The organism is Virgibacillus oceani (assembly GCF_041521345.1).
Lineage (GTDB): Bacteria > Bacillota > Bacilli > Bacillales > Amphibacillaceae > Virgibacillus_N > Virgibacillus_N oceani_A.
The window spans coordinates 15,817-39,316 of sequence record NZ_JBGOHB010000023.1; the positions used below are offsets into that span (position 1 = coordinate 15,817).

A 23,500-nucleotide genomic window follows, 5' to 3' on the forward strand; every position below is an offset into this window, starting at 1 on the left:
AGGAACTCCAGATTAAAAAATGGCAAACAAAGGGAGGTTAACACGGATGGGGATCTTTAAACGAATGAAAGAAGATATGGAGGTAGTCTTTGACCAGGACCCGGCAGCACGTACAAATATAGAGGTGCTTTTAACCTATTCCGGACTGCACGCCGTCTGGAATCATCGGATTGCCCATTGGTTTTATAATAAGAAGTTGTTTTTTATTGCACGGGCTATTTCACAGATCAGCAGATTTTTCACAGGCATTGAAATTCATCCCGGCGCAAAAATTGGGCGCCGTTTATTCATTGACCATGGCATGGGTGTCGTCATAGGGGAAACATGTGAAATAGGCGATAATGTAACCATTTTCCAGGGAGTAACCCTGGGAGGTACTGGGAATGAAAAAGGCAAGCGGCATCCGACGATAGCTGATAATGCGCTGATTTCCACAGGTGCTAAAGTGCTTGGGGACATTGTTATCGGTGAAAGCTCCAAAGTCGGCGGAGGTTCCGTTGTACTTAAGGATGTACCTGATCACTCTACCATAGTGGGGATTCCGGGCAGAATAGTCAAACAGAACGGCGAGAGAGTGAGAAGAGATCTCGACCATCATAAAATACCCGATCCTGTCGAAGAGCACTGTAGGAAGCTGCAGCAGGAAATTGATGAATTAAAAGCAGAAATGGCAAAATGGAAAGAAGGGAAAGAACATGTCGATTCAAATTTATAATACGCTAAAACGTGAAAAAGAAGCATTTATTCCGCAGCAGGCTGGGAAGGTGAGTATGTATGTTTGCGGGCCAACCGTGTACAACTATATCCATATCGGAAATGCCAGGCCGGCCATCGTTTTTGATACCGTGCGGAGATACCTGGAGCATAAAGGGTATGACGTTAATTATGTGCTTAATTTTACCGATGTAGACGATAAGATTATTAATACGGCAAAAGACACAGGAGAAACGGTGCCTGAAATTGCCGATAAGTATATTGATGCTTATTTGGAGGATGTCGGCGCTTTAGGGATTAAAAAGGCTACCCATAACCCAAGGGTGATGGACACGATGGATGATATTGTTGCATTTATCCAGGGACTGATCGAAAAAGGTTTTGCCTATGAAGTAGACGGTGATGTATATTATAAACCGCGTAAATTTGAGGAATACGGAAAACTGTCCCATCAGTCAATTGATGAATTGCGTGTCGGCGCCCGTATTCAGGTGGGCGATAAAAAAGAGGATCCTCTTGATTTTGCTCTTTGGAAGGCGGCGAATGATGATGAAATTTCCTGGGAATCTCCATGGGGGAAAGGACGGCCAGGCTGGCATATTGAATGCTCTGCCATGGTGAAAAAGCATTTAGGGGAAACGATCGACATTCATGCCGGCGGCCAGGATTTGACCTTTCCGCACCATGAAAACGAAATTGCCCAATCGGAAGCAATGAATGGAAAACCATTTGCGAAGTATTGGATGCATAATGGGTACATTAATATTGATAATGAAAAAATGTCCAAATCACTGAATAATTTTGTGCTTACCCGCGAATTAATCAATGCGCATGACCCGCAGGTAATCCGGTTTTTTATGCTTAGTGTACATTATCGCCATCCGATTAATTTTACAGAGGAATTGCTGGAAAGTGCAAAAAACAGCCTGGACAGAATTAAGACAGCCTATCAAAACCTGGAACACCGTAAAAAAACCAGCATGAACCTTGTGAATGATGCTAACAGCTGGCTCGAAAAAATAAATAATTTCAAGCAGCAGTTTGAAGCTGCTATGGATGATGATTTTAATACGGCAAACGCCATATCTGTCTTATTTGACGTGACAAAAGAAGCAAATAACTATTTACTGCAGGATCAAACGCAGACAAACGTGATTGATGCATTTCAGGCGGCCATTGAAACCTTGCTTCATATACTTGGTCTAGAAGTGGAAAAAGAGGAAGAACTACTTGATGCAGATATTGATTCACTCATTGAAGAGCGGAATGAAGCGCGCAAAAGCCGTAATTTTCAAAGGGCTGATGAAATTAGGGATCAGCTGAAGGAGAAAAATATTATTTTGGAAGATACACCGCAGGGCGTCCGCTGGAAAAGAGGCTAATCATGGTAAATGATGTAAAACAGATAAAAAGTCTGGCGCTCGCTTATATGGGCGATGCTGTGTATGAGGTATATATTAGGGAGCATTTGCTTAAAAAAGGGCAAATAAAGCCTCAGCAGCTTCATAATCAGGCGGTCCTGTTTGTTGCTGGCAACAAACAGGCAGATATCATTTTGCACTGGCTGGAAACGAACTTCTTGACCTATGAAGAAGAGCGGGTGGTGGCCAGAGGAAGAAATGCAAAATCCGGCACGATCCCTAAAAATATCTCTGTCCAGGCTTACCGCTACAGTACAGCTTTTGAGGCATTAATAGGGTATCATTATTTGAGGGAAAATGAAGGACGGCTGTCCGAATTGCTCCGGGAAGCTGTTGATTGGATTGAAGCGGGGAGGAAGCAGGATGGATGAGGAAATAATCATTGGAAAAAATCCGGTCATAGAGGCATTAAAGTCCGGCAGATCGGTAAATAAAGTATTCCTGAATGAGCAGCTTAATCGTTCTATGCAAGGAAAATTCATGGAGCTGGGGAGAGCTGCAGGAACCGTTGTGCAAAAAGTGCCGAAAAATAAACTGGATCAAATTTCAGCAGGTAAAAACCATCAAGGCGTTATTGCCTACGTTGCTTCTTATCCATACGCAGATCTTGATGATTTGTTTATCGCGGCAGATCGAAAAGAAGAAGCCCCCTTTTTCATTATCCTGGACGAGCTGGAGGATCCGCATAATCTAGGCTCTATATTACGGACCGCAGAAGCTGTGGGGGCACATGGCGTCATTATTCCCAAACGACGTGCTGTCGGGCTTACCCAGGTTGTTGCCAAGACGGCAGCCGGGGCCATCGAGTATGTACCTGTAGCGAGGGTAACGAATATCGCAGGCACGATCGACGAATTAAAGGAAAAAAATATTTGGGTTGTCGGGACAGAGGCGGAGGCAACAGAGGATTACCGGATGATGGACGGAACCTTGCCAATTGCCATTGTGATTGGAAATGAAGGGAAGGGCATCAGCCGCCTGGTTCGGAAAAAATGTGACTGGACCGTAAGTCTGCCGATGAAAGGGAAGGTCTCTTCGCTTAATGCTTCTGTCGCATGCAGTTTATTGCTCTATGAAATTTACCGTAAACGACACCCGGTTGGTGAATAATATGGATATATTGCTCGTGGACGGATATAACATGATCGGCGCATGGGAAGCACTCCAACAGCTGAAGGAAAAAGATATTGGACAAGCTAGGGACCACTTAATTGAAATGATGGCAGAATATCAGGCCTTTTCCGGGGATCGTGTTATTATCGTTTTTGATGCCTATTATGTAAAAGGAACGATAAAGAAGACAAAAGCATTTAAAGTCGAAGTTATTTATACAAAAGAAAAAGAAACAGCAGACGAGCGGATTGAAAGACTGGTGAAAAAGTATAAAAATGTGGAAACCCAAGTATATGTTGCTACTTCTGATTATGCCGAGCAGCGGACCATTTTCGGCCAAGGTGCGCTGCGCATATCTGCCAGGGAATTGCTGATAGAAGTAAGAAATGTAGAAAGAAGGATCAGAGAAAACATTGAAATACAGAAGAAAACGCAGCCTGAACGTTCAAAAATTGTCTTGGATGAGAAAATATTGGATAAATTTGAAAAGTGGCGAAGGGGAGAAATGTAGGAAAAAGGAATCATTTACCGCATTCCCCTTTTTCCCGTATTGACTAGATTAAAGCGCTTACTGTATAATAACTTTACATGAGCATTATTGAGAACAATTTTTAAAGATTTGTTATTATCTGGCGCGATGAATATTCTGTGGATTCTGCAATTATAGAATTAATTGGAATTCAGCATTAGCAATATGCACTTCCGTTTTTTCAAAATGTCTGTGTTACTTTGGGGGGTCCATCTTAGTGAATGTCAAGCAAGTAGAAACAGACCAGACCGATTTGCACACGCTTGATGATGAAGCGCTTCTCTGCAGGATTCATCAAGGAAGCAGTCATGCACTTGACGTGATTATGCATAAATACATAAACTTCGTACGCGCGAAGGCACGGACTTATTTTTTAATTGGTGCGGACAAAGAGGATATAATCCAGGAAGGAATGATTGGGTTATATAAGGCGATCCGTGATTATGACGGGGACAAGCTTACTTCTTTTAAAGCATTTGCCGAGCTTTGTGTGACAAGGCAAATTATTACCGCCATCAAAACGGCAACAAGATTTAAGCATATGCCGCTTAACTCCTATATTTCCCTGGACAAGCCGTTGCGTGATGAAGATAAGGACAGGACATTAATGGATGTGCTTGTAGGTTCCAATGATATTGATCCACAGGAGCTGCTTGTCAATCGGGAAAACCTGGGTGATATGCAACTGCGGCTGTCACAATTACTTAGCGGGCTGGAAAAGGAAGTGCTGCACCTTTATTTAGAAGGGCGAACCTATCAGGAAATTTCCGAAGATTTAAATCGGCATGAAAAATCAATTGATAATGCGCTTCAACGCGTAAAACGAAAGCTCGAACAGCTGCTGGAAACAAATGATATCTTTATCAAGTGACATTGACATAAGATAGACATGCGTGCTACATTTATAAAGATTGTAAGAAATGGACGAATACCCATATGGGGTGGAGATATGAGCACAAAAATTATCCTGGCTTGTTCAAGATGTGCCAGCAGAAATTATACAACAAGTAAAAATAGACTAGCCGACCCGGAGCGGCTGACAGTGAAGAAGTTTTGCAAAACATGCGGTGAGCATACATTACACCGCGAAACGAAATAGAAAAATGCATTTACCGGGTGGATGTTTTTCTACAGGATCTCGTAATGTTTGGGGGTACAGCCATGTTTAAGTTTTTAAAAAATGTTTCAAGAGAAATGAAAAAGGTCACCTGGCCAAAGGGAAAGGAATTAACTAGCTACACAATTACGGTTATTGCAACTGTAGCATTTGTGGCAGTGTTTTTCTTTTTGATCGACTTGGGCATTTCACAGCTTTTAAATCTGCTTTAGTTTAAACAACGCACTTATAAAAATTTTATCGTAAAGCTTTGACCTTTTAGTTAATAAAGAGAAAGATTATATGCTATAATATAACTGATTTCGCGAAAACCCGCAGTGACGGGTTTTTTAAATTGGTAAAAAACTTGAAGTATGAAGTAAATGTTTAAACTGATATTTTTGTGCTAATAAATAAAATAGTACGTATGCATGTATTATATAAACAAAAATACAGATGATTTTTAAATAGATTACAATTCCACCAAGGGAGGGAAGGACAGCACATTGTCCTGTAATAATGGAAAAAAATTGGTATGTTGTTCACACATATTCCGGCTATGAAAACAAGGTAAGAATGAATCTGGAAAAAAGAGTGGAGTCGATGGGCATGGAAGACAAGATTTTCCGTGTGATCGTTCCCGAAGATGAGGAAACGGAAATAAAAAATGGGAAAAAGAAAGTGACAAAGAAGAAATTTTTCCCTGGCTACGTGTTAACGGAAATGGTAATGACAGACGACTCATGGTATGTAGTGCGAAACACCCCGGGTGTAACAGGATTTATTGGCTCAAGCGGCGGCGGAACCAAACCTACCCCGTTATTGCCTGAGGAAGTAGAAAGTGTCCTGAAGCGACTGGGGGTCAAAGAGCCGGCCGTTCAATTTGATTTCGAAGTAAAAGAAAATGTTCGTGTCAAAGATGGTCCGTTCGCTGAATTTTCAGGGACTATCGAACAAATTGATCAGGATAAGCAAAAGGTAAAAGTGCATGTCAATATGTTCGGCAGGGAGACGCCGGTAGAACTGGAATTTTCCCAAATTGACAAGCTGGATTAATTTTTTGCAAGTAATGCCTTGCATTAAATGTAGATTCATGCTAAAATTCTTTTGTTATTCATGACTCTCAGCATAAGAGAGAGCTGGAAACTTGAGTGGGAGGGAACCTTTTAGGAACCCTATTACCACATCACGGACTTAAGGAGGTGTGTCTCGTGGCTAAAAAAGTAATTAAACTGGTAAAACTGCAAATCCCTGCAGGAAAAGCAAACCCTGCACCACCGGTAGGGCCTGCATTAGGTCAGGCAGGTGTGAATATCATGGGATTCTGTAAGGAATTCAACGCACGTACACAGGATCAGGCTGGAATGATTATTCCGGTTGAGATTACGGTGTTTGAAGACCGTTCATTTACATTTATTACAAAAACTCCACCTGCAGCTGTTCTATTGAAAGATGCAGCTGGTATTAATACAGCATCAGGTGAACCGAATCGTAATAAAGTCGCTACTGTAAAACGCGATAAAGTAAAGGAAATTGCTGAAACAAAAATGGAAGACTTGAATGCTGCTGATGTTGAAGCAGCAATGCGCATGGTAGAAGGTACCGCAAGAAGCATGGGTATCACGATTGAAGATTAATTTATCATGGTAAATAATCGGGTTGCGACTGTAGTTCTTAATCGCAGCCTTTTTCATGAAAGCCGACCGGACTCAAAAATTGTCTCAACGCTTTCATGAGGCGGCGTTTTAGTTTAAAACGTGTCACCTTTGTCATCTGGAAAAGCAAATCACTGCTTTTCCAAGTGGGAGGTCTTACCGTTATAACCACAATATGAGGAGGAAATAACATGGCTAAAAGAGGTAAGAAACATCAAGAAGCATTAAAGCTTGTTGATCGTTCAAAATCATATGAACTTGAAGAAGCAATAAAAGTAATGAAGGAAGCATCAAAAGCAAATTTTGATGAAACCGTGGAAGCTGCATTCCGTCTTGGGGTAGACCCAAAGAAAGCAGATCAGCAAATTCGCGGTGCAATGGTACTGCCGCACGGTACCGGTAAAACACAGCGCGTTCTAGTTTTTGCGAAGGGCGATAAAGTCAAAGAAGCAGAAGCAGCCGGAGCTGATTATGTCGGTGATGCAGATTACATTAACCAAATCAACCAGGGCTGGTTCGAATTTGATGTAATCGTGGCAACACCTGATATGATGGCTGAAGTTGGTAAGCTAGGCCGTGTGCTTGGACCAAAAGGTTTAATGCCGAACCCGAAAACCGGTACAGTTACATTCGAAGTGGAAAAGGCTGTAAAAGACATTAAAGCTGGTAAGGTAGAGTACCGTGTTGATAAGTCTTCCAACATTCATGTTCCAATTGGGAAGATTTCCTTTGAAGATGAAAAGCTGAAGGAAAACTTTGCGGCGCTCACTGAGCAGCTCGTAAAAGTAAAACCGCAATCATCCAAAGGAATGTATTTGAGGAATGCTTCTGTTTCATCTACCATGGGTCCAGGGATCAAAGTAGATGTTTCCAAATACCGCTAAAATAAGGTATTGACTTTTCAAAATGCATTCGTTATACTGAATGACGTTATATAAATGAATACGTTGTACCGTAGACAGCAGGGGCAAGACATTGCTTAATATCCTGCCGAGGTGTTTTATAAATAAATTGGTTAAACCGAAATGGATTTCCAATTATTCCCCTAAAGCTCCCCTGTCTATCTCGGGAGCTTTTTTATACGGTATAATGTTCAATTGCCAAACAGGAGGTGGAAGAATGTCTGCAAACATTGAAGCAAAGAAAAAAATAGTTGATGAAATCACTGAAAAATTCCGCGAAAGCCAAACAGCTGTTGTGGTTGACTACCGTGGTTTAAATGTCGCTGAAGTAACCGAACTGCGTAAACAATTGCGTGAATCTGGAATTGAGTTTAAAGTATACAAAAACACAATGACCCGTCGTGCGGTGGAAGCTGCCGAGTTAAACGACTTGAGTGACATACTGGTTGGACCGAATGCAGTAGCATTCAGTAATGAAGATGTTGTTGCACCAGCACGGATTTTAAATAACTTTGCCAAAGATCATGAAGCATTGGAAATCAAAGGCGGCGTTATTGAAGGGCAAGTTGCTACGATGGACCAGCTGAAAGAACTAGCGGACCTGCCGGACTACGATGGTATGGTATCTATGCTGCTTAGCGTGCTTCAAGCACCAATTCGCAACTTTGCTTATGCCACAAAAGCTATTGCTGACCAGAAGGAAGAAGGCGCATAAGCCGATTGAAATGTAAACCCCGGGAAGCCACCGGGAATGCAAACATTAATTATAATAAACAGGAGGAACAAATCATGGAAAAAACACAAATTATAGATGCAATTAAAGAAATGTCCGTACTGGAATTAAATGATTTAGTAAAAGCAATTGAAGAAGAATTCGGCGTAACAGCTGCAGCTCCAGTAGCAGTAGCTGGCGGCGGTGGCGGCGGAGAAGCTGCTGAAGAGCAAACAGAATTTGATGTAATGCTTAACGCTGCAGGCGATTCTAAAATTAAAGTAGTTAAAGCAGTACGTGAAATCACTGGTCTTGGCCTGAAAGATGCAAAAGACCTGGTTGACAATGCGCCAAAAGCGATTAAAGAAGGCGTTGACAAAGAAGAAGCTGAAGAATTGAAAACCAAGCTTGAAGAAGTTGGTGCAGAAATAGAAGTAAAATAATCTTTCAAATATAAGCTCGTCGTAAATTGCGGCGGGCTTTTCCATCTATTTTAGCGCGGAGAGAATGAAGTTGTTCCCGCTCTTTGTACCTTCGTAGAATTTCACTTTTTAGCAGATAAAAAGAATAAAATTCAATTTTTTCTTGGCGTGAGGTTTAACTAAAGAAATCGGCAATTCGCTGATTTCCTCCAAGCCGGACCTCTGGCCTCTGACCTCTGGAAAGATGAGGGAACAACCGAATTTTTCCTGAAAGTAGGTGCCAAATGACAGAGCATTACTTTTCGCAGCAGCCTCAATCAAAAAGTTCACCAAAACAATGGGATATCACGTTAAAGGGAAAAAAGTATACATTTACGAGTGATGCAGGCGTTTTTTCGAAAAATGAAGTCGATCCTGGATCACAGCTTCTTATTGAACAATTCCGGGCGCCGGAAGTGCCTGGTGATTTTCTGGACCTTGGCTGTGGATACGGCCCTATAGGAATCTCACTGGCAGGCGCTTACGAAGAACGGCATGTTGTGATGGCTGATGTAAATGAACGAGCACTTGCGCTCGCTGAACAAAATGCGTTTGATAACAAAATAGAAAATGTAGCTTTTGTGAAAAGCGACCGGCTCAACAATCTTCAGGAAAGGGAGTTTGCAGCCATTATCTCCAACCCTCCGATCCGGGCGGGAAAAAAAGTGGTGCATCAGATGTTTGAAGAATCAAAGCAAGCACTGACAGGTGCCGGTGAATTATGGATTGTTATCCAGAAAAAACAAGGGGCTCCTTCTGCAAAGAAAAAACTGGAAGACTTATTTACTGAAGTCGAAGTCTCTGCCAGAAATAAAGGTTATTATATTTTGCGAGCCATAAATGTTTGATTTCACTTGTTGGTTGTGATAAGATAGGTAAATGCTAATATAGGGATACTTTTGTCAAGAGGTATTTTTATGAAATTGAAGTGTATAGAACATGGACGTTTGGAAACAATGGTAAGATTGGATGAAACTGTATATTTTACCATTGGTTAACATATAAGGCAGAAGTTTTGATTTAGAAACCAGTTTGGGCAGACTTGGGACTGCGAATTATTTTCGTCCCTACCGAGAAGAGCTATTCTAATCCGACTTCCGGCCGCTGATACATGAGATCTGAGCCATGTGCAAGATCAAAAACAAAACTGAAGGATTAACTTTAGTTTCGTTTTTCTTATATAGTAATTAGTATCATTTTTAAGGGGTGAAGCAGTTGGCAGGTCAACTAGTTCAATATGGACGGCACCGACAGCGTAGAAGTTATGCGCGTATCAGTGAAGTGTTGGAACTTCCAAATTTAATCGAAATCCAAACCGCTTCCTATGATTGGTTTTTGGAAGAAGGTTTGCGGGAAATGTTTCAGGATATTTCTCCCATAGAGGATTTCACAGGCAATCTATCATTGGAATTTGTCGATTATAGTTTGGGGGAGCCAAAGTATCCCGTGGAAGAATCGAAAGAAAGGGATGTCACATATAATGCTCCGCTTCGTGTGAAGGTTCGTTTAATTAATAATGAAACCGGCGAAGTAAAAGAACAGGAAGTATTTATGGGTGATTTTCCACTCATGACAGATACTGGTACTTTTATTATTAATGGAGCAGAGCGTGTCATTGTTTCACAGCTAGTACGCTCACCAAGTGTCTATTATAACGAAAAAATTGATAAAAATGGCAAAAAAGGATTTACTGCAACAGTGATCCCAAACCGTGGTGCTTGGCTGGAATTTGAAACAGATGCCAAGGATATCGTGTATGTGCGGATCGACAGAACACGTAAACTGCCGATTACCGTGCTGCTCAGAGCACTCGGGTTCGGCGATGACCAGGATATTGTTGACCTTTTAGGCGAAAATGAATACTTACGGAACACGCTTGAAAAGGATAACACAGAATCAACGGAAAAAGCACTCCTGGAAATTTATGAACGTCTCCGTCCCGGGGAACCCCCGACGGTGGATAATGCAAAGAGTCTATTGGTGTCACGCTTTTTTGACCCAAAAAGGTATGATTTAGCCCATGTAGGCCGCTACAAAATGAACAAAAAACTGCATATAAAAAATCGTTTATTTAATCAGATGCTTGCAGAAACAGTAGTTGATCCCGAAACAGGGGAAGTGCTCGCACAAAGAGGCGATAAAATAGATCGCAAGCTGTTGAATAAACTATTGCCGCTTATTGAAAATGAAGGAGAAAAGCTTGGCGAGAAAGTGGTTGAACCACAAGATGGGGTGATGGATGAGGAAATCCCGATTCAATCCGTGAAAATCATTGACCCGACAGACCCTGAAGGGGAAAGGGAATTAACCATTATCGGCAACGGAGCAGTGGACAGAAAAATTAAAAATATCACACCCGCGGATATTTTAGCTTCTATCAATTATTTCTTTAATCTGCTTCACCAGGTTGGAGATACCGATGATATTGATCATTTAGGGAATCGCCGCCTTCGTTCGGTTGGGGAATTGCTGCAAAATCAATTCCGTATCGGTTTATCCCGCATGGAGCGAGTCGTTCGCGAACGTATGTCAATTCAGGATACGTCCAGCATAACGCCGCAGCAGCTTATTAATATACGGCCGGTGATCGCATCTATTAAAGAATTCTTTGGGAGTTCACAGCTGTCCCAGTTTATGGACCAGACCAACCCATTGGCAGAACTCACGCATAAACGCCGTTTATCTGCGCTTGGACCAGGTGGTCTGACCCGGGAACGTGCTGGTTTTGAAGTTCGGGACGTGCATTATTCCCATTACGGACGAATGTGTCCGATTGAAACGCCTGAAGGGCCGAATATTGGACTTATCAATTCCCTTTCCAGTTATGCGAAAGTGAATAAATTTGGCTTTATTGAAACACCTTACCGCCGGGTAGATCCGGAAACAGGAAAGGTTACTTCAAAAATAGATTATTTAACTGCCGATGAACAGGATCATTATGTTGTAGCACAGGCAAACTCACCTTTGGATGAAGATGGCGGTTTTCAAAATGATGAAATAATTGCTCGCTTCCGTGAAGAAAACGTTGTTGTTCATAGAGATGAAATTGACTATATGGACGTATCACCGAAGCAGGTAGTTTCAGCTGCAACGGCTTGTATTCCATTTTTGGAAAACGATGACTCCAACCGTGCGCTTATGGGTGCGAACATGCAGCGTCAGGCAGTTCCTTTGATGAATCCGGAGGCGCCGATCGTTGGTACAGGAATGGAATATGTGAACGGAAAAGATTCTGGAGCTGCGATTCTTTGCAGAAATGAAGGAATCGTGGAAAGAGTAGAAGCTAAAGAGGTTCATGTTCGCCGGATTTCAAAAATTGATGGAAAAGAAGTACAAGGCGATGTGGATATCTACAGGCTGGAAAAATTCATCCGTTCCAATCAGGGAACCTGTTATAACCAGCGTCCCATTGTCCAGGAAGGCAACCGTGTAGCCAAAGGTGAAATTCTTGCCGATGGCCCGTCTATGGAGGTAGGGGAACTGGCATTAGGCCGCAACGTGCTTGTCGGGTTCATGACCTGGGAAGGATATAACTATGAAGATGCAATCATCATGAGTGAAAGACTCGTGAAAGATGACGATTATACGTCAATCCATATTGAAGAATATGAATCTGAGGCTCGTGATACGAAACTGGGGCCGGAGGAAATCACAAGGGATATTCCCAACGTCGGTGAAGACGCCCTGAAAAACCTGAATGAATATGGGATTATCCGAGTAGGTGCCGAGGTTACAGATGGTGATATTCTTGTAGGGAAAGTTACGCCAAAAGGGGTCACCGAATTATCCGCAGAGGAACGTCTCCTGCATGCGATCTTTGGTGAAAAGGCGCGTGAAGTACGAGATACATCACTAAAAGTACCGCATGGCGCTGGAGGAATCGTCCTTGAAGTGAAGATTTTCAATCGTGAAGACGGAGATGAACTGCCTCCGGGCGTAAATCAGCTCGTTCGTGTTTATATTGTCCAAAAACGTAAAATTAATGAAGGGGACAAAATGGCCGGACGTCACGGGAACAAAGGTGTTATTTCCAAATTGCTCCCTGAAGAGGATATGCCGTTTTTACCTGATGGAACACCGGTTGACGTTATGCTTAATCCACTTGGCGTTCCGTCGCGGATGAATATTGGACAGGTGTTTGAAATGCATTTGGGAATGGCGGCGAGAGAGCTAGGGCTTCATGTCGCTACGCCGGTATTTGACGGTGCTACAGAGGAAGATGTATGGGAGACCTTGGAAGAAGCGGGCATGCCGCGGGATGCCAAGACAGTGCTTTATGACGGCAGAACCGGAGAACCGTTTGATAATCGTGTCTCTGTCGGTGTTATGTATATGATTAAGCTTGCCCATATGGTAGATGATAAGTTGCACGCACGTTCTACCGGGCCGTACTCTCTTGTAACCCAGCAGCCGCTTGGCGGTAAAGCTCAATTTGGCGGACAGCGTTTTGGGGAAATGGAAGTATGGGCACTGGAAGCATATGGTGCTGCTTATACACTGCAGGAAATACTAACGGTAAAATCAGATGATATTGTAGGCCGTGTCAAAACATACGAATCAATCGTAAAAGGTGATAACGTACCTGAAGCAGGCGTTCCGGAGTCTTTCAAAGTACTCATTAAAGAATTGCAAAGCCTTGGCATGGATGTGAAAATGCTCTCTGGTGATGAAGAAGAAATTGACATGCGTGAACTTGAAGAAGAAGAAACGCAGCAGGCCAGTAAGCTTAATTTAGAAGTGGAAGGCACGTAAACAGATACGGATCGAATCTTAAAGTTACAGAATAGCTGGAAGGCCCGGCTCGAACCACGAGCTGGATTCCGGCAATAAATATAGATTATTTTAACAGATAAGTTGATAAACCTTATCCTGTTAAATCAATTGTAGACCTTCGCCATTTAGGGTTGGCGGAAGGCCGGTAAATAACGTTTTTCAGCAGGCAAGAAAGCCTTGCACTCCAAAGTATAAGGAATTCTAAGAATGCAAAACACGCTTTTAAGAATACCTTTAACGTTAAGCTGAGGTTTGCTAATAAAACGGACACAATAAGGGAGGTAGACCCTTGCTGGATGTAAATAACTTTGAGTATATGAAAATAGGTTTAGCGTCACCTGAAAAAATCCGTTCATGGTCTTACGGTGAGGTGAAAAAACCGGAAACAATCAATTACCGCACATTAAAACCGGAAAAAGATGGTCTATTTTGCGAGCGGATCTTTGGTCCGCAAAAAGATTGGGAATGTCACTGCGGAAAATACAAACGTGTCCGCTATAAAGGCGTCGTTTGTGACCGCTGTGGTGTAGAAGTCACAAAAGCAAAAGTCCGCCGGGAGCGGATGGGTCACCTTGAATTAGCTGCACCTGTATCCCATATTTGGTATTTCAAAGGAATTCCAAGCAGGATGGGACTCATATTGGATATGTCTCCACGTGCGCTGGAAGAAGTGATCTATTTTGCCGCATACATTGTGACAGAACCGGGAGACACACCACTCGAGAAAAAACAGCTTTTATCCGAAAAAGAATACCGGACATACTATGATAAATACGGTAAATCATTTAAAGCACAAATGGGAGCAGAAGCCATTCGCAAGCTGCTCCACGATATTGATTTGGAAAAAGAAGTCGAGATTCTAAAAGAAGAGTTGAAAACAGCCCAGGGACAACGCCGTACAAGGGCGATTAAGCGATTGGAAGTAGTGGAATCATTCCGCCATTCCAATAATGCAACATCCTGGATGGTATTGGATGTACTGCCTGTCATCCCACCGGAAATACGTCCGATGGTTCAGCTTGACGGCGGACGTTTTGCTACTTCGGATTTAAATGATTTGTACCGCCGTGTTATCAACCGAAATAACCGCTTGAAGCGCCTGCTCGACCTTGGTGCACCTAGCATTATCGTACAAAACGAGAAGCGAATGCTCCAGGAAGCAGTAGATGCATTAATCGATAATGGACGCCGCGGACGTCCGGTTACCGGACCAGGAAATCGTCCGTTAAAATCGTTATCTCATATGCTGAAAGGTAAGCAGGGACGTTTCCGTCAAAATCTGCTCGGAAAGCGTGTCGACTATTCCGGACGTTCCGTTATCGTAGTCGGGCCACATTTAAAAATGTATCAGTGCGGACTGCCGAAAGAGATGGCGCTTGAATTGTTTAAGCCATTCATTATGAAAGAGCTGGTTGAAAAAGGGATTGCCCACAATATTAAATCAGCAAAACGCAAAATTGAGCGGGTTCATCCGGAAGTGTGGGATGTACTGGAAGAGGTTATTAAAGAGCACCCAGTACTGTTAAACCGTGCACCAACCTTGCACAGACTCGGTATCCAGGCATTCGAACCGACATTGGTGGAAGGGCGTGCAATCCGGCTCCATCCGCTCGTATGTACAGCTTATAACGCAGACTTTGATGGTGACCAGATGGCTGTACACGTTCCGTTGTCAGCTGAAGCTCAGGCAGAAGCACGGATTCTGATGTTGGCAGCACAAAATATCCTTAACCCGAAAGATGGAAAACCGGTAGTAACACCATCCCAGGACATGGTATTAGGAAACTACTACTTAACCATGGAAAGGGAAAAGGCTATCGGTGAAGGTAAAGTATTCAAGGATGTTAATGAAGCATTAATGTCTTATCAGAATGGATATGTTCACTTGCATACCCGGGTTGCCATTCAGGCAGCTGGTCTGAATAATAGAACGTTTAACGAAGCACAGCAGAACCAATTGCTTTTGACAACGGTTGGCAAGCTGATTTTCAACGAAATTTTACCGGATTCGTTCCCTTACATTAATGAACCGACAAGGGTTAATTTAGAAGAACACACACCGGAAGCTTATTTTGTTGAAAAAGGAAAAGACGTGAAAGAGGAAATTCAATCACGTGAACTGATTCAGCCATATAAAAAAGGATTCCTTGGCGATGTAATCGCAGAAGTATTTAAACGGTTCAAAATCAGTGAAACATCCAAAATGCTTGACCGCATGAAAGATCTCGGCTTCAGTTATTCGACAAAAGCAGGTATGACAGTCGGTATTTCAGACATTGTCGTATTGGCGGAAAAAAAAGAAATACTGGATGAAGCGCAAGGCAAAGTCGATAATGTACTGAAACAGTTCCGCCGTGGTCTGATCACAGATGATGAGCGGTATGACCGGGTTATTTCCATCTGGTCCCAGGCAAAAGATACAATTCAGGATAAACTGATGGCAACACTGGATAACAGAAACCCGATATTTATGATGAGTGATTCCGGAGCCAGAGGTAATGCTTCCAACTTTACGCAGCTGGCTGGAATGCGCGGGCTTATGGCCAACCCGGCTGGTAAGATTATTGAACTGCCAATCAAATCAAGCTTTAGGGAAGGTTTAACCGTTCTGGAATACTTTATTTCCACGCACGGTGCCCGTAAAGGTCTTGCTGACACTGCACTGAAAACGGCTGACTCAGGTTATCTGACACGCCGCCTAGTGGATGTGGCGCAGGATGTCATCATCCGTGAAGCAGATTGCTTTACCGATCGTGGTTTAACCGTATCTGCATTAATGGATGGAACTGAATTAATCGAACCGCTGCTTGATCGTCTTGTAGGACGTACTGCATTCACAGAAGTACGACATCCTGAAACAAACGAAGTAATGGTTGGAAAAGACAGTTTGATTACAGAGGATACGGCAAAACAAATTGTGGAATCAGACATTAAAGAAGTAACAATTCGCTCTGCGTTCACATGTAATACGAAGCATGGGGTATGCCAAAAATGTTACGGCCGCAACCTTGCGACAGGTTCAGACGTAGAGGTTGGAGAGGCAGTCGGCATTATTGCTGCACAATCCATTGGTGAGCCGGGAACACAGCTTACAATGCGTACCTTCCATACTGGAGGAGTTGCCGGAGACGATATTACCCAGGGTCTACCGCGTATTCAGGAACTTTTCGAAGCGCGTAATCCGAAAGGGCAGGCCGTTATTACCGAGGTTCATGGTACGATTGAAGAAATGAAAGAAGGCAAGGACGGCCAGGAAGTCATCGTTCAAGGCGAGGTAGAACAGCGCAGCTACACGGTTCCTATCAATGCACGTATGAAAGTAAGTGTTGGCGATAAAGTTGTTGCTGGTCAGGAACTGACAGAAGGTTCCATTGATCCAAAAGATCTCTTGCGTGTTCAAGGCGTAGAAGGCGTACAAAATTATCTTCTGCGTGAAGTTCAGCGAGTATACCGGATGCAAGGGGTTGAGATCGGTGATAAACACGTGGAAGTAATGGTTCGTCAGATGCTGAGAAAAATCCGCGTGGGTGACTCAGGCGACACGGATGTACTTCCAGGATCACTACTCGAACTGCATCAATTCAGAGATGCAAACCATGAAGTGTTATTGAACGATGGACAGCCGGCGACCGGAAAACCTGTATTGCTCGGCATTACTAAAGCATCTCTTGAAACAGATTCCTTCCTGTCTGCAGCATCCTTCCAGGAGACGACACGTGTCCTGACAGATGCAGCAATCAAAGGAAAACGGGATGAACTACTTGGATTGAAAGAGAACGTTATTATTGGTAAACTTGTTCCGGCAGGAACTGGAATGCAACGGTACCGTAATCTAAAAGGCGCTACTGATGAGCCGGAAGAAGAAACGGTTGAAGAAGAAACAGAAACGATTCAATAAAGGGATATTATTTAACTAGCAGCCCGAATAAACGAGACTGCTGCTGAATAAAAAGGCAGCGGTTAGATCCCGTAGTGCGAGAAATCCAGTACTGAAATAATTGCAGCATGACGTGCACGGGGGAGGCTCACCAGCTCCTAAGCGGTAAAAGAAGACACTGTGAAATTGATGAAGTAGTTTGAACAGATGTTGTACTTGTGCCCTAGGACTGAAAGCGAAGCGTATGCGGGACTGCGTTATATAGCGACAAAATATATGAAACAGCATCGATGAAAGAATAAAATGGCATTCGGAAGCACCAAATTAATATGAAATTCTTGTTGACATCAAAATGTTGTGGTGATAAAATATCCTAGGTGCTTCCGAATTATACTTGTTGCTTTGGAGGATGCAAAATGTCTTATGAAAAAGTGGCTCAAGTTAAATCACGTATAATAATCGGCACGAAACAAACACTAAAAGCCATGAAAAATGGAGAAATAAGTGAAGTTGTCATTGCTGATGATGCGGACAAATATATCACACAAAAAGTAGCCAATTTAGCAGATGAACTCGACATTCCGTATCAGCATGTAGATTCGATGAAAAAACTGGGTATTGCTTGTGGTATTGAGGTGGGGGCATCTACAGTAGCCATAAGAGAACAGTAGCAGTTTTAGCTGAAACGGCTGCCTGAAGCTTTGTTTTTTTGCATGTTAGGAAAGGATGAAATTTTAGCAGAGGAGTGGATTCCGACAGCTGAAATTTTCAAACCCTAAATATAAGAAAAACGAACGTATTCACTAAAAGGTATGTGAATGCGGGTTTTTCTAGCAAAAGAATGAACCACCTGGCTGTGTGGTATTAGAAGAAGCCGTCACAGGAAGCTGTTTGCGCTGAATGATCAGCCTCTAAAACAGATGAAAAGCCATAAGAAAAATCCTGTATTTTCAATCAATAAATGAGCAGCTTTCTTTAAGCATCTGACAAGAAAGGAGGAGACAAAAATGCCAACAATTAATCAGCTTGTACGCAAGGGACGTGTAAATAAACCGCGAAAATCCGACTCACCAGCGTTGAATAAAGGTTATAACAGCTTCAAAAAACAGTTTACAAACCAAAATTCTCCGCAAAAACGCGGTGTTTGTACACGTGTTGGTACATTGACGCCGAAGAAGCCAAACTCGGCACTTCGTAAATACGCCCGTGTACGTTTGTCAAACAATATGGAAGTTACAGCATATATTCCCGGCATTGGCCACAACCTGCAGGAGCACAGTGTCGTATTGCTTCGCGGCGGCCGTGTAAAAGACTTGCCTGGGGTTCGTTATCACATCGTTCGCGGTGCACTTGACACGGCAGGAGTAGAAGGCCGTGGGCAAGGACGTTCCAAATACGGTACAAAGAAACCGAAGAAAAAATAATGGGATAATAGAATCGGGGTTCTCCTGACTCTGTGAAACCATTTAACAAAAAGGAATGATAAATTACCGTACAAAGGACTGAGGTTGTATAAAAAATCTTTTGCCCTTTTAAAAATCGGTAACAGGAAAAGCAGGATAGATCCTGGCTTTTCCACTACAGCATGGGAAAGAAAGGAGGGGGACATATGCCACGTAAAGGACCAGTACCTAAACGAGATGTCCTGCCGGATCCATTATATAACTCAAAATTAGTGACGAGATTGATCAATCAAATCATGATTAATGGAAAACGCGGAAAAGCACAAAAAATTCTTTATAATGCGTTTGAACTTGTTTCTGAAAGAAGCGAACAAAACGCCATGGAAGTTTTCGAACAAGCAATGAAAAACGTCATGCCTGTACTTGAAGTTCGTGCTCGCCGAGTTGGGGGTTCTAACTATCAGGTTCCAATGGAGGTTCGTCCAGAACGCCGTCAAGCACTAGGACTGCGCTATATCGTTAATTACTCACGTTTGCGCGGAGAAAAAACGATGGAAGAACGTTTAGCTAATGAAATTCTTGACGCTTCCAACAACACAGGAGCAGCCGTTAAAAGACGTGAAGAAATGCATAAAATGGCGGAAGCGAATAAAGCATTTGCACACTACCGCTGGTAAGGAATCTGAACCAAAGCTTAGAAGAGAAAGGAGAAGAATACATGGCAAGAGAGTTCTCCTTAGAAAAGACGCGTAATATTGGTATTATGGCACATATTGATGCAGGAAAAACTACTACTACAGAGCGTATTCTTTTCTACACAGGACGTATTCATAAAATTGGTGAGACGCATGAAGGTGCTTCCCAGATGGACTGGATGGAGCAGGAGCAGGAGCGCGGGATTACAATCACTTCCGCTGCAACGACTGCTCAATGGAAAGGTCATCGTATTAACATTATTGATACACCGGGACACGTGGACTTCACCGTTGAGGTTGAACGTTCTCTAAGAGTTCTGGATGGTGCTGTTACAGTTTTAGATGCTCAATCAGGTGTTGAGCCGCAGACAGAAACGGTATGGCGCCAGGCAACAACGTATGGTGTACCTCGTATTGTATTTATTAACAAAATGGATAAAGTAGGTGCCGACTTCCTATATTCTACAGGAACATTAAAAGATCGCCTTGGTGCAAATGCACATCCTGTTCAGATGCCAATCGGGGCTGAAGATAATTTTGAGGGAATCATAGACCTAGTTAATATGGAAGCTCATTTTTATTTGGATGATTTAGGAACCAAAGCGGAATCTCGTGAAATTCCTGCTGAATATAAGGATAAAGCTGAAGAGCTTCGTGCCGGCCTTGTTGAGGCAATGGCAGAGGTTGATGAAGATTTAATGATGAAATTTCTTGAAGGGGAAGAAATTTCCAATGGGGAATTGACAACTGCGATCCGTAAAGCAACGTTAAATGTAGAATTTTATCCGGTATTTTGCGGTTCTGCCTTTAAAAATAAAGGTGTGCAGCTCGTCATTGACGGAGTTATTGACTATCTCCCTGCTCCAACAGACGTTGCGGCAATTGAAGGTACTCTTCCCGGCGGAGATGAAGAGGAAACTGTTACCCGCCCTGCGGATGATAATGGCCCATTCTCTGCGTTGGCATTTAAAGTAATGACAGATCCTTACGTTGGAAAACTGACTTTCTTCCGTGTCTACTCCGGAACACTTAATTCAGGTTCCTACGTAAAAAACTCGGTAAAAGATAAGCGTGAACGCGTAGGACGTATCCTGCAGATGCACGCAAACTCGCGAGAAGAAATTAAAACAGTCTACGCCGGGGAAATCGCTGCTGGAGTTGGCTTAAAGGACACTTCAACCGGGGATACCCTATGTGATGAGAAAGAAGAGGTTATTCTTGAATCCATGGACTTCCCTGATCCAGTCATCGATGTCGCTATTGAACCGAAAACAAAAGCAGACCAAGATAAGATGGCGATTGCACTGGCAAAGCTGGCAGAAGAGGATCCAACTTTTAGAACAGAAACAAACCCCGAAACAGGCCAAACCATTATTTCCGGTATGGGTGAACTTCACCTGGATGTCATTGTTGACCGCTTAAAACGTGAGTTTAGAGTGGAAGCAAATGTCGGTGCCCCACAAGTGGCATACCGTGAGACATTCCGTCAATCAGCGGAAGTTGAAGGGAAATTCATCCGTCAGTCCGGTGGACGGGGGCAATATGGCCACGTTTGGGTTAAATTCGAACCAAACGAAGAGGGCGCAGGATTTGAATTTGAAAATAAAATCGTTGGTGGTGTTGTTCCGCGTGAATACATTCCTTCCGTTGAAGCCGGAATAAAGGAATCACTGGAAAACGGTGTATTAGCCGGATACCCATTAATTGATGTAAAAGCTGCTTTATATGATGGAAGCTACCATGATGTTGACTCTAACGAGATGGCATTTAAAATAGCTGGTTCCATGTCCTTGAAAGCAGCAAAAGACAAGTGTCAGCCTGTGCTTCTGGAGCCAATGATGAGAGTGGAAATTGTCATTCCAGAAGAATATATGGGAGACATTATGGGAGACATTACTTCCCGCCGCGGACGGGTGGAAGGTATGGAAGCAAGAGGTCCTGCCCAAGTAGTAAACGGGTTCGTACCACTTGCGGAAATGTTTGGCTATGCTACATCATTACGCTCAAACACACAAGGTCGCGGAGTATTCACCATGTACTTTGATCACTATGAAGAAGTGCCAAAAAGTATCTCAGCAGAAATTGTTAAGAAAAATGCTGGTGAGTAATTGATTTTTTGTCCAATCTGAAGTATAACTTTAGTGAAGGCCGAGCAATGACATCTTCACATGTTGTTTCTCGACTGATAATAAATTAAAAAAACTTTATTTAATTAAAGGAGGAACTATAAATGGGTAAAGAAAAATTTGACCGCTCGAAAAGTCACGTGAACGTTGGTACTCTTGGACACGTTGACCATGGTAAAACAACATTAACTGCTGCAATTACAATTGTAATGGCAAAAAAATCCGGTGCAGGTGATCAAATGGCATACGACCAAATCGATAACGCACCAGAAGAAAAAGAGCGTGGAATTACTATCGCAACTTCTCACGTTGAGTATGAAACAGAAACTCGTCACTATGCACACGTGGATTGCCCGGGTCACGCTGACTATGTTAAAAACATGATCACTGGTGCTGCACAAATGGATGGTGCTATCCTGGTTGTTTCTGCTGCAGATGGCCCGATGCCTCAAACTCGTGAGCATATTTTATTGTCACGTAACGTTGGAGTACCTGCTTTCGTAGTATTCCTTAACAAAACAGACATGGTAGACGATGAAGAACTATTGGAATTAGTAGAAATGGAAGTACGCGATTTGCTTACTGAATACGACTTCCCTGGTGATGATGTACCAGTAATCAAAGGTTCTGCACTTAAAGCAATTGAAGGAGATGCAGAATACGAAGAAAAAATCGCTGAACTGATGGATGCGGTGGATGAGTACATCCCTACTCCTGACCGCGATAAAGACAAACCATTTATGATGCCTGTAGAGGACGTATTCTCTATCACTGGCCGTGGTACTGTTGCAACTGGACGTGTTGAGCGTGGAGAAGTTAAAGTTGGTGATGAAGTAGAAATCATCGGTCTTGCTGAAGAGTCCGGCAAAACAACTGTAACTGGTGTAGAAATGTTCCGTAAGCTTCTTGATTACGCAGAAGCTGGTGACAATATCGGTGCACTATTACGTGGTGTTGCACGTGAAGACATTAACCGCGGACAGGTACTTGCTAAGCCAGGTTCCATTACGCCACATACAAACTTCAGTGCAGAAGTTTATGTATTATCTAAAGAAGAAGGCGGACGTCACACGCCATTTTTCGCAAACTATCGTCCACAATTCTATTTCCGTACGACGGACGTTACTGGAGTTATCCAGCTTCCGGAAGGTACAGAAATGGTAATGCCTGGTGATAACATCGAAATGGAAGTAGAATTGATTTCACCAATCGCTATTGAAGATGGTACACGTTTCTCCATCCGTGAAGGCGGACGTACTGTTGGATCCGGCGTTGTAACAACAATAAAAAAATAACAAGCAAGCAGCATATAAAACAGGCAGCGCTCCAGAAGTGTTGCCTGTTTTTTGCTTAGGAAAATCTATATGCAATAACAATTTTCATCTCAATTATTTAAATAATTGAGATGTATTATGTTCTTATAAAAGCTCGCTGATCAATTAGTAGTTTTTCATAAAGATGATTCTAGGCACAGTATGCTGCCGGTCTACGAAAATGCTGGTAACATAGAAGTGGTATAAGCGCCCAAGTGAAATAAAACCCCAGTAGTTCGGTGCCATAGAGGCAATATAAGCACACAAGCGAAGGAAAATCCCCATCGTTCAGTAGTTTAAAAGCCAAATAAGTGCTCGAATAAAATTAATCATCAAACCTGTTACCTTACAACCTTGATCAGTACATGAAATAAGCCTTATATTCCGCCCAATCGACCAGCGTTACAGGCATTTTGTTTTCTCCTTAGCGGGATACCTTTATTTGCAAAACGAAACTCCCGCTCATATATTTACAATCTGCAACAGAAGAACCGTCCCGTGTTTACATTTCTCGTAAAAAAAGTTCTTTTTCCCCTTGCATTCGTCGGCAATAGTACGTATAATATATAGATGTGCAATCAAAGAATTATGTTATAAAAGATTGCATTGACCGCATTTCTTCTATATAATATTAATGTTGGTCACTTAAGGCGATGAAGCGAAAGGTTGTTGGCACACCCGGCCCCTTTGCCATGGCTGGCTGTCAAGGA

Annotated in this window: 21 protein-coding genes and 1 other annotated feature; all 21 genes read left to right on the top strand. The window is 42.8% G+C overall.

The features are described 5' to 3' along the window. Nucleotides 1–46: 46 nt before the first annotated feature. Complete coding sequence (gene cysE, locus ACDX78_RS15880; protein WP_486029140.1) at nucleotides 47–715, top strand: serine O-acetyltransferase; 669 nt, start codon at nucleotides 47–49, stop codon at nucleotides 713–715. After that, nucleotides 696–2,096 (top strand): cysteine--tRNA ligase, encoded by a 1,401-nt coding sequence (gene cysS, locus ACDX78_RS15885; RefSeq protein ID WP_486029141.1) that lies wholly within the window; start codon nucleotides 696–698, stop codon nucleotides 2,094–2,096. Before cysE ends, cysS begins: the two co-directional genes overlap by 20 nt. Nucleotides 2,097–2,098: 2 nt before the next feature. Next, nucleotides 2,099–2,506, top strand: coding sequence for a Mini-ribonuclease 3 (locus ACDX78_RS15890; RefSeq protein WP_486029142.1), 408 nt, complete (start codon nucleotides 2,099–2,101; stop codon nucleotides 2,504–2,506). Then, nucleotides 2,499–3,245, top strand: a complete 747-nt coding sequence (gene rlmB / locus ACDX78_RS15895) for a 23S rRNA (guanosine(2251)-2'-O)-methyltransferase RlmB (protein WP_486029143.1) — start codon at nucleotides 2,499–2,501, stop codon at nucleotides 3,243–3,245. The genes ACDX78_RS15890 and rlmB overlap by 8 nt, the downstream gene beginning before the upstream one ends. A 1-nt stretch (nucleotide 3,246) precedes the next feature. Continuing rightward, on the top strand, nucleotides 3,247–3,759 hold the full coding sequence (locus ACDX78_RS15900) for an NYN domain-containing protein (protein WP_486029144.1): 513 nt from the start codon (nucleotides 3,247–3,249) through the stop codon (nucleotides 3,757–3,759). A gap of 235 nt (nucleotides 3,760–3,994) precedes the next feature. After that, complete coding sequence (sigH, locus tag ACDX78_RS15905; RefSeq protein WP_486029145.1) at nucleotides 3,995–4,648, top strand: RNA polymerase sporulation sigma factor SigH; 654 nt, start codon at nucleotides 3,995–3,997, stop codon at nucleotides 4,646–4,648. A 78-nt stretch (nucleotides 4,649–4,726) separates the two neighbouring features. Beyond that, nucleotides 4,727–4,876, top strand: a complete 150-nt coding sequence (gene rpmG / locus ACDX78_RS15910; protein ID WP_486029146.1) for a 50S ribosomal protein L33 — start codon at nucleotides 4,727–4,729, stop codon at nucleotides 4,874–4,876. A 62-nt stretch (nucleotides 4,877–4,938) separates the two neighbouring features. Further along, entirely contained in the window at nucleotides 4,939–5,106 is a 168-nt protein-coding gene (gene secE / locus ACDX78_RS15915) for a preprotein translocase subunit SecE (RefSeq protein ID WP_486029147.1), read from the top strand. Nucleotides 5,107–5,392: 286 nt separating this feature from the next. Beyond that, on the top strand, nucleotides 5,393–5,929 hold the full coding sequence (gene nusG / locus ACDX78_RS15920; RefSeq protein ID WP_486029148.1) for a transcription termination/antitermination protein NusG: 537 nt from the start codon (nucleotides 5,393–5,395) through the stop codon (nucleotides 5,927–5,929). A gap of 155 nt (nucleotides 5,930–6,084) precedes the next feature. Then, nucleotides 6,085–6,510 carry a 50S ribosomal protein L11 gene (gene rplK, locus ACDX78_RS15925; protein WP_486029149.1) on the top strand — a complete coding sequence of 142 codons (426 nt, stop codon included), beginning with the start codon at nucleotides 6,085–6,087 and terminating at the stop codon, nucleotides 6,508–6,510. A 209-nt stretch (nucleotides 6,511–6,719) separates the two neighbouring features. Beyond that, nucleotides 6,720–7,412 (top strand): 50S ribosomal protein L1, encoded by a 693-nt coding sequence (gene rplA / locus ACDX78_RS15930; RefSeq protein WP_486029150.1) that lies wholly within the window; start codon nucleotides 6,720–6,722, stop codon nucleotides 7,410–7,412. Between the two features lie 50 nt (nucleotides 7,413–7,462). After that, nucleotides 7,463–7,617 (top strand) — a sequence feature (ribosomal protein L10 leader region). Nucleotides 7,618–7,647: 30 nt separating this feature from the next. Beyond that, the gene (gene rplJ / locus ACDX78_RS15935) at nucleotides 7,648–8,145 is read left to right on the top strand and encodes a 50S ribosomal protein L10 (RefSeq protein ID WP_486029151.1); all 498 of its coding nucleotides are present in this window, start codon (nucleotides 7,648–7,650) and stop codon (nucleotides 8,143–8,145) included. Nucleotides 8,146–8,219: 74 nt separating this feature from the next. Further along, complete coding sequence (rplL, locus tag ACDX78_RS15940; protein ID WP_486029152.1) at nucleotides 8,220–8,585, top strand: 50S ribosomal protein L7/L12; 366 nt, start codon at nucleotides 8,220–8,222, stop codon at nucleotides 8,583–8,585. A 263-nt stretch (nucleotides 8,586–8,848) separates the two neighbouring features. After that, entirely contained in the window at nucleotides 8,849–9,451 is a 603-nt protein-coding gene (locus ACDX78_RS15945; protein WP_486029153.1) for a class I SAM-dependent methyltransferase, read from the top strand. Between the two features lie 367 nt (nucleotides 9,452–9,818). Then, nucleotides 9,819–13,355, top strand: coding sequence for a DNA-directed RNA polymerase subunit beta (gene rpoB, locus ACDX78_RS15950; RefSeq protein WP_486029154.1), 3,537 nt, complete (start codon nucleotides 9,819–9,821; stop codon nucleotides 13,353–13,355). Nucleotides 13,356–13,665: 310 nt separating this feature from the next. Continuing rightward, the gene (gene rpoC / locus ACDX78_RS15955; RefSeq protein WP_486029155.1) at nucleotides 13,666–17,274 is read left to right on the top strand and encodes a DNA-directed RNA polymerase subunit beta'; all 3,609 of its coding nucleotides are present in this window, start codon (nucleotides 13,666–13,668) and stop codon (nucleotides 17,272–17,274) included. A gap of 395 nt (nucleotides 17,275–17,669) precedes the next feature. Further along, the gene (locus ACDX78_RS15960) at nucleotides 17,670–17,924 is read left to right on the top strand and encodes a 50S ribosomal protein L7ae-like protein (protein ID WP_486029156.1); all 255 of its coding nucleotides are present in this window, start codon (nucleotides 17,670–17,672) and stop codon (nucleotides 17,922–17,924) included. A gap of 336 nt (nucleotides 17,925–18,260) precedes the next feature. Continuing rightward, on the top strand, nucleotides 18,261–18,677 hold the full coding sequence (rpsL, locus tag ACDX78_RS15965; RefSeq protein ID WP_486029157.1) for a 30S ribosomal protein S12: 417 nt from the start codon (nucleotides 18,261–18,263) through the stop codon (nucleotides 18,675–18,677). A gap of 185 nt (nucleotides 18,678–18,862) precedes the next feature. After that, the gene (gene rpsG / locus ACDX78_RS15970) at nucleotides 18,863–19,333 is read left to right on the top strand and encodes a 30S ribosomal protein S7 (protein ID WP_486029158.1); all 471 of its coding nucleotides are present in this window, start codon (nucleotides 18,863–18,865) and stop codon (nucleotides 19,331–19,333) included. A 41-nt stretch (nucleotides 19,334–19,374) separates the two neighbouring features. After that, the gene (gene fusA, locus ACDX78_RS15975) at nucleotides 19,375–21,459 is read left to right on the top strand and encodes an elongation factor G (protein WP_486029159.1); all 2,085 of its coding nucleotides are present in this window, start codon (nucleotides 19,375–19,377) and stop codon (nucleotides 21,457–21,459) included. Nucleotides 21,460–21,581: 122 nt separating this feature from the next. Further along, on the top strand, nucleotides 21,582–22,772 hold the full coding sequence (gene tuf / locus ACDX78_RS15980) for an elongation factor Tu (RefSeq protein ID WP_486029160.1): 1,191 nt from the start codon (nucleotides 21,582–21,584) through the stop codon (nucleotides 22,770–22,772). Nucleotides 22,773–23,500: the final 728 nt, after the last annotated feature.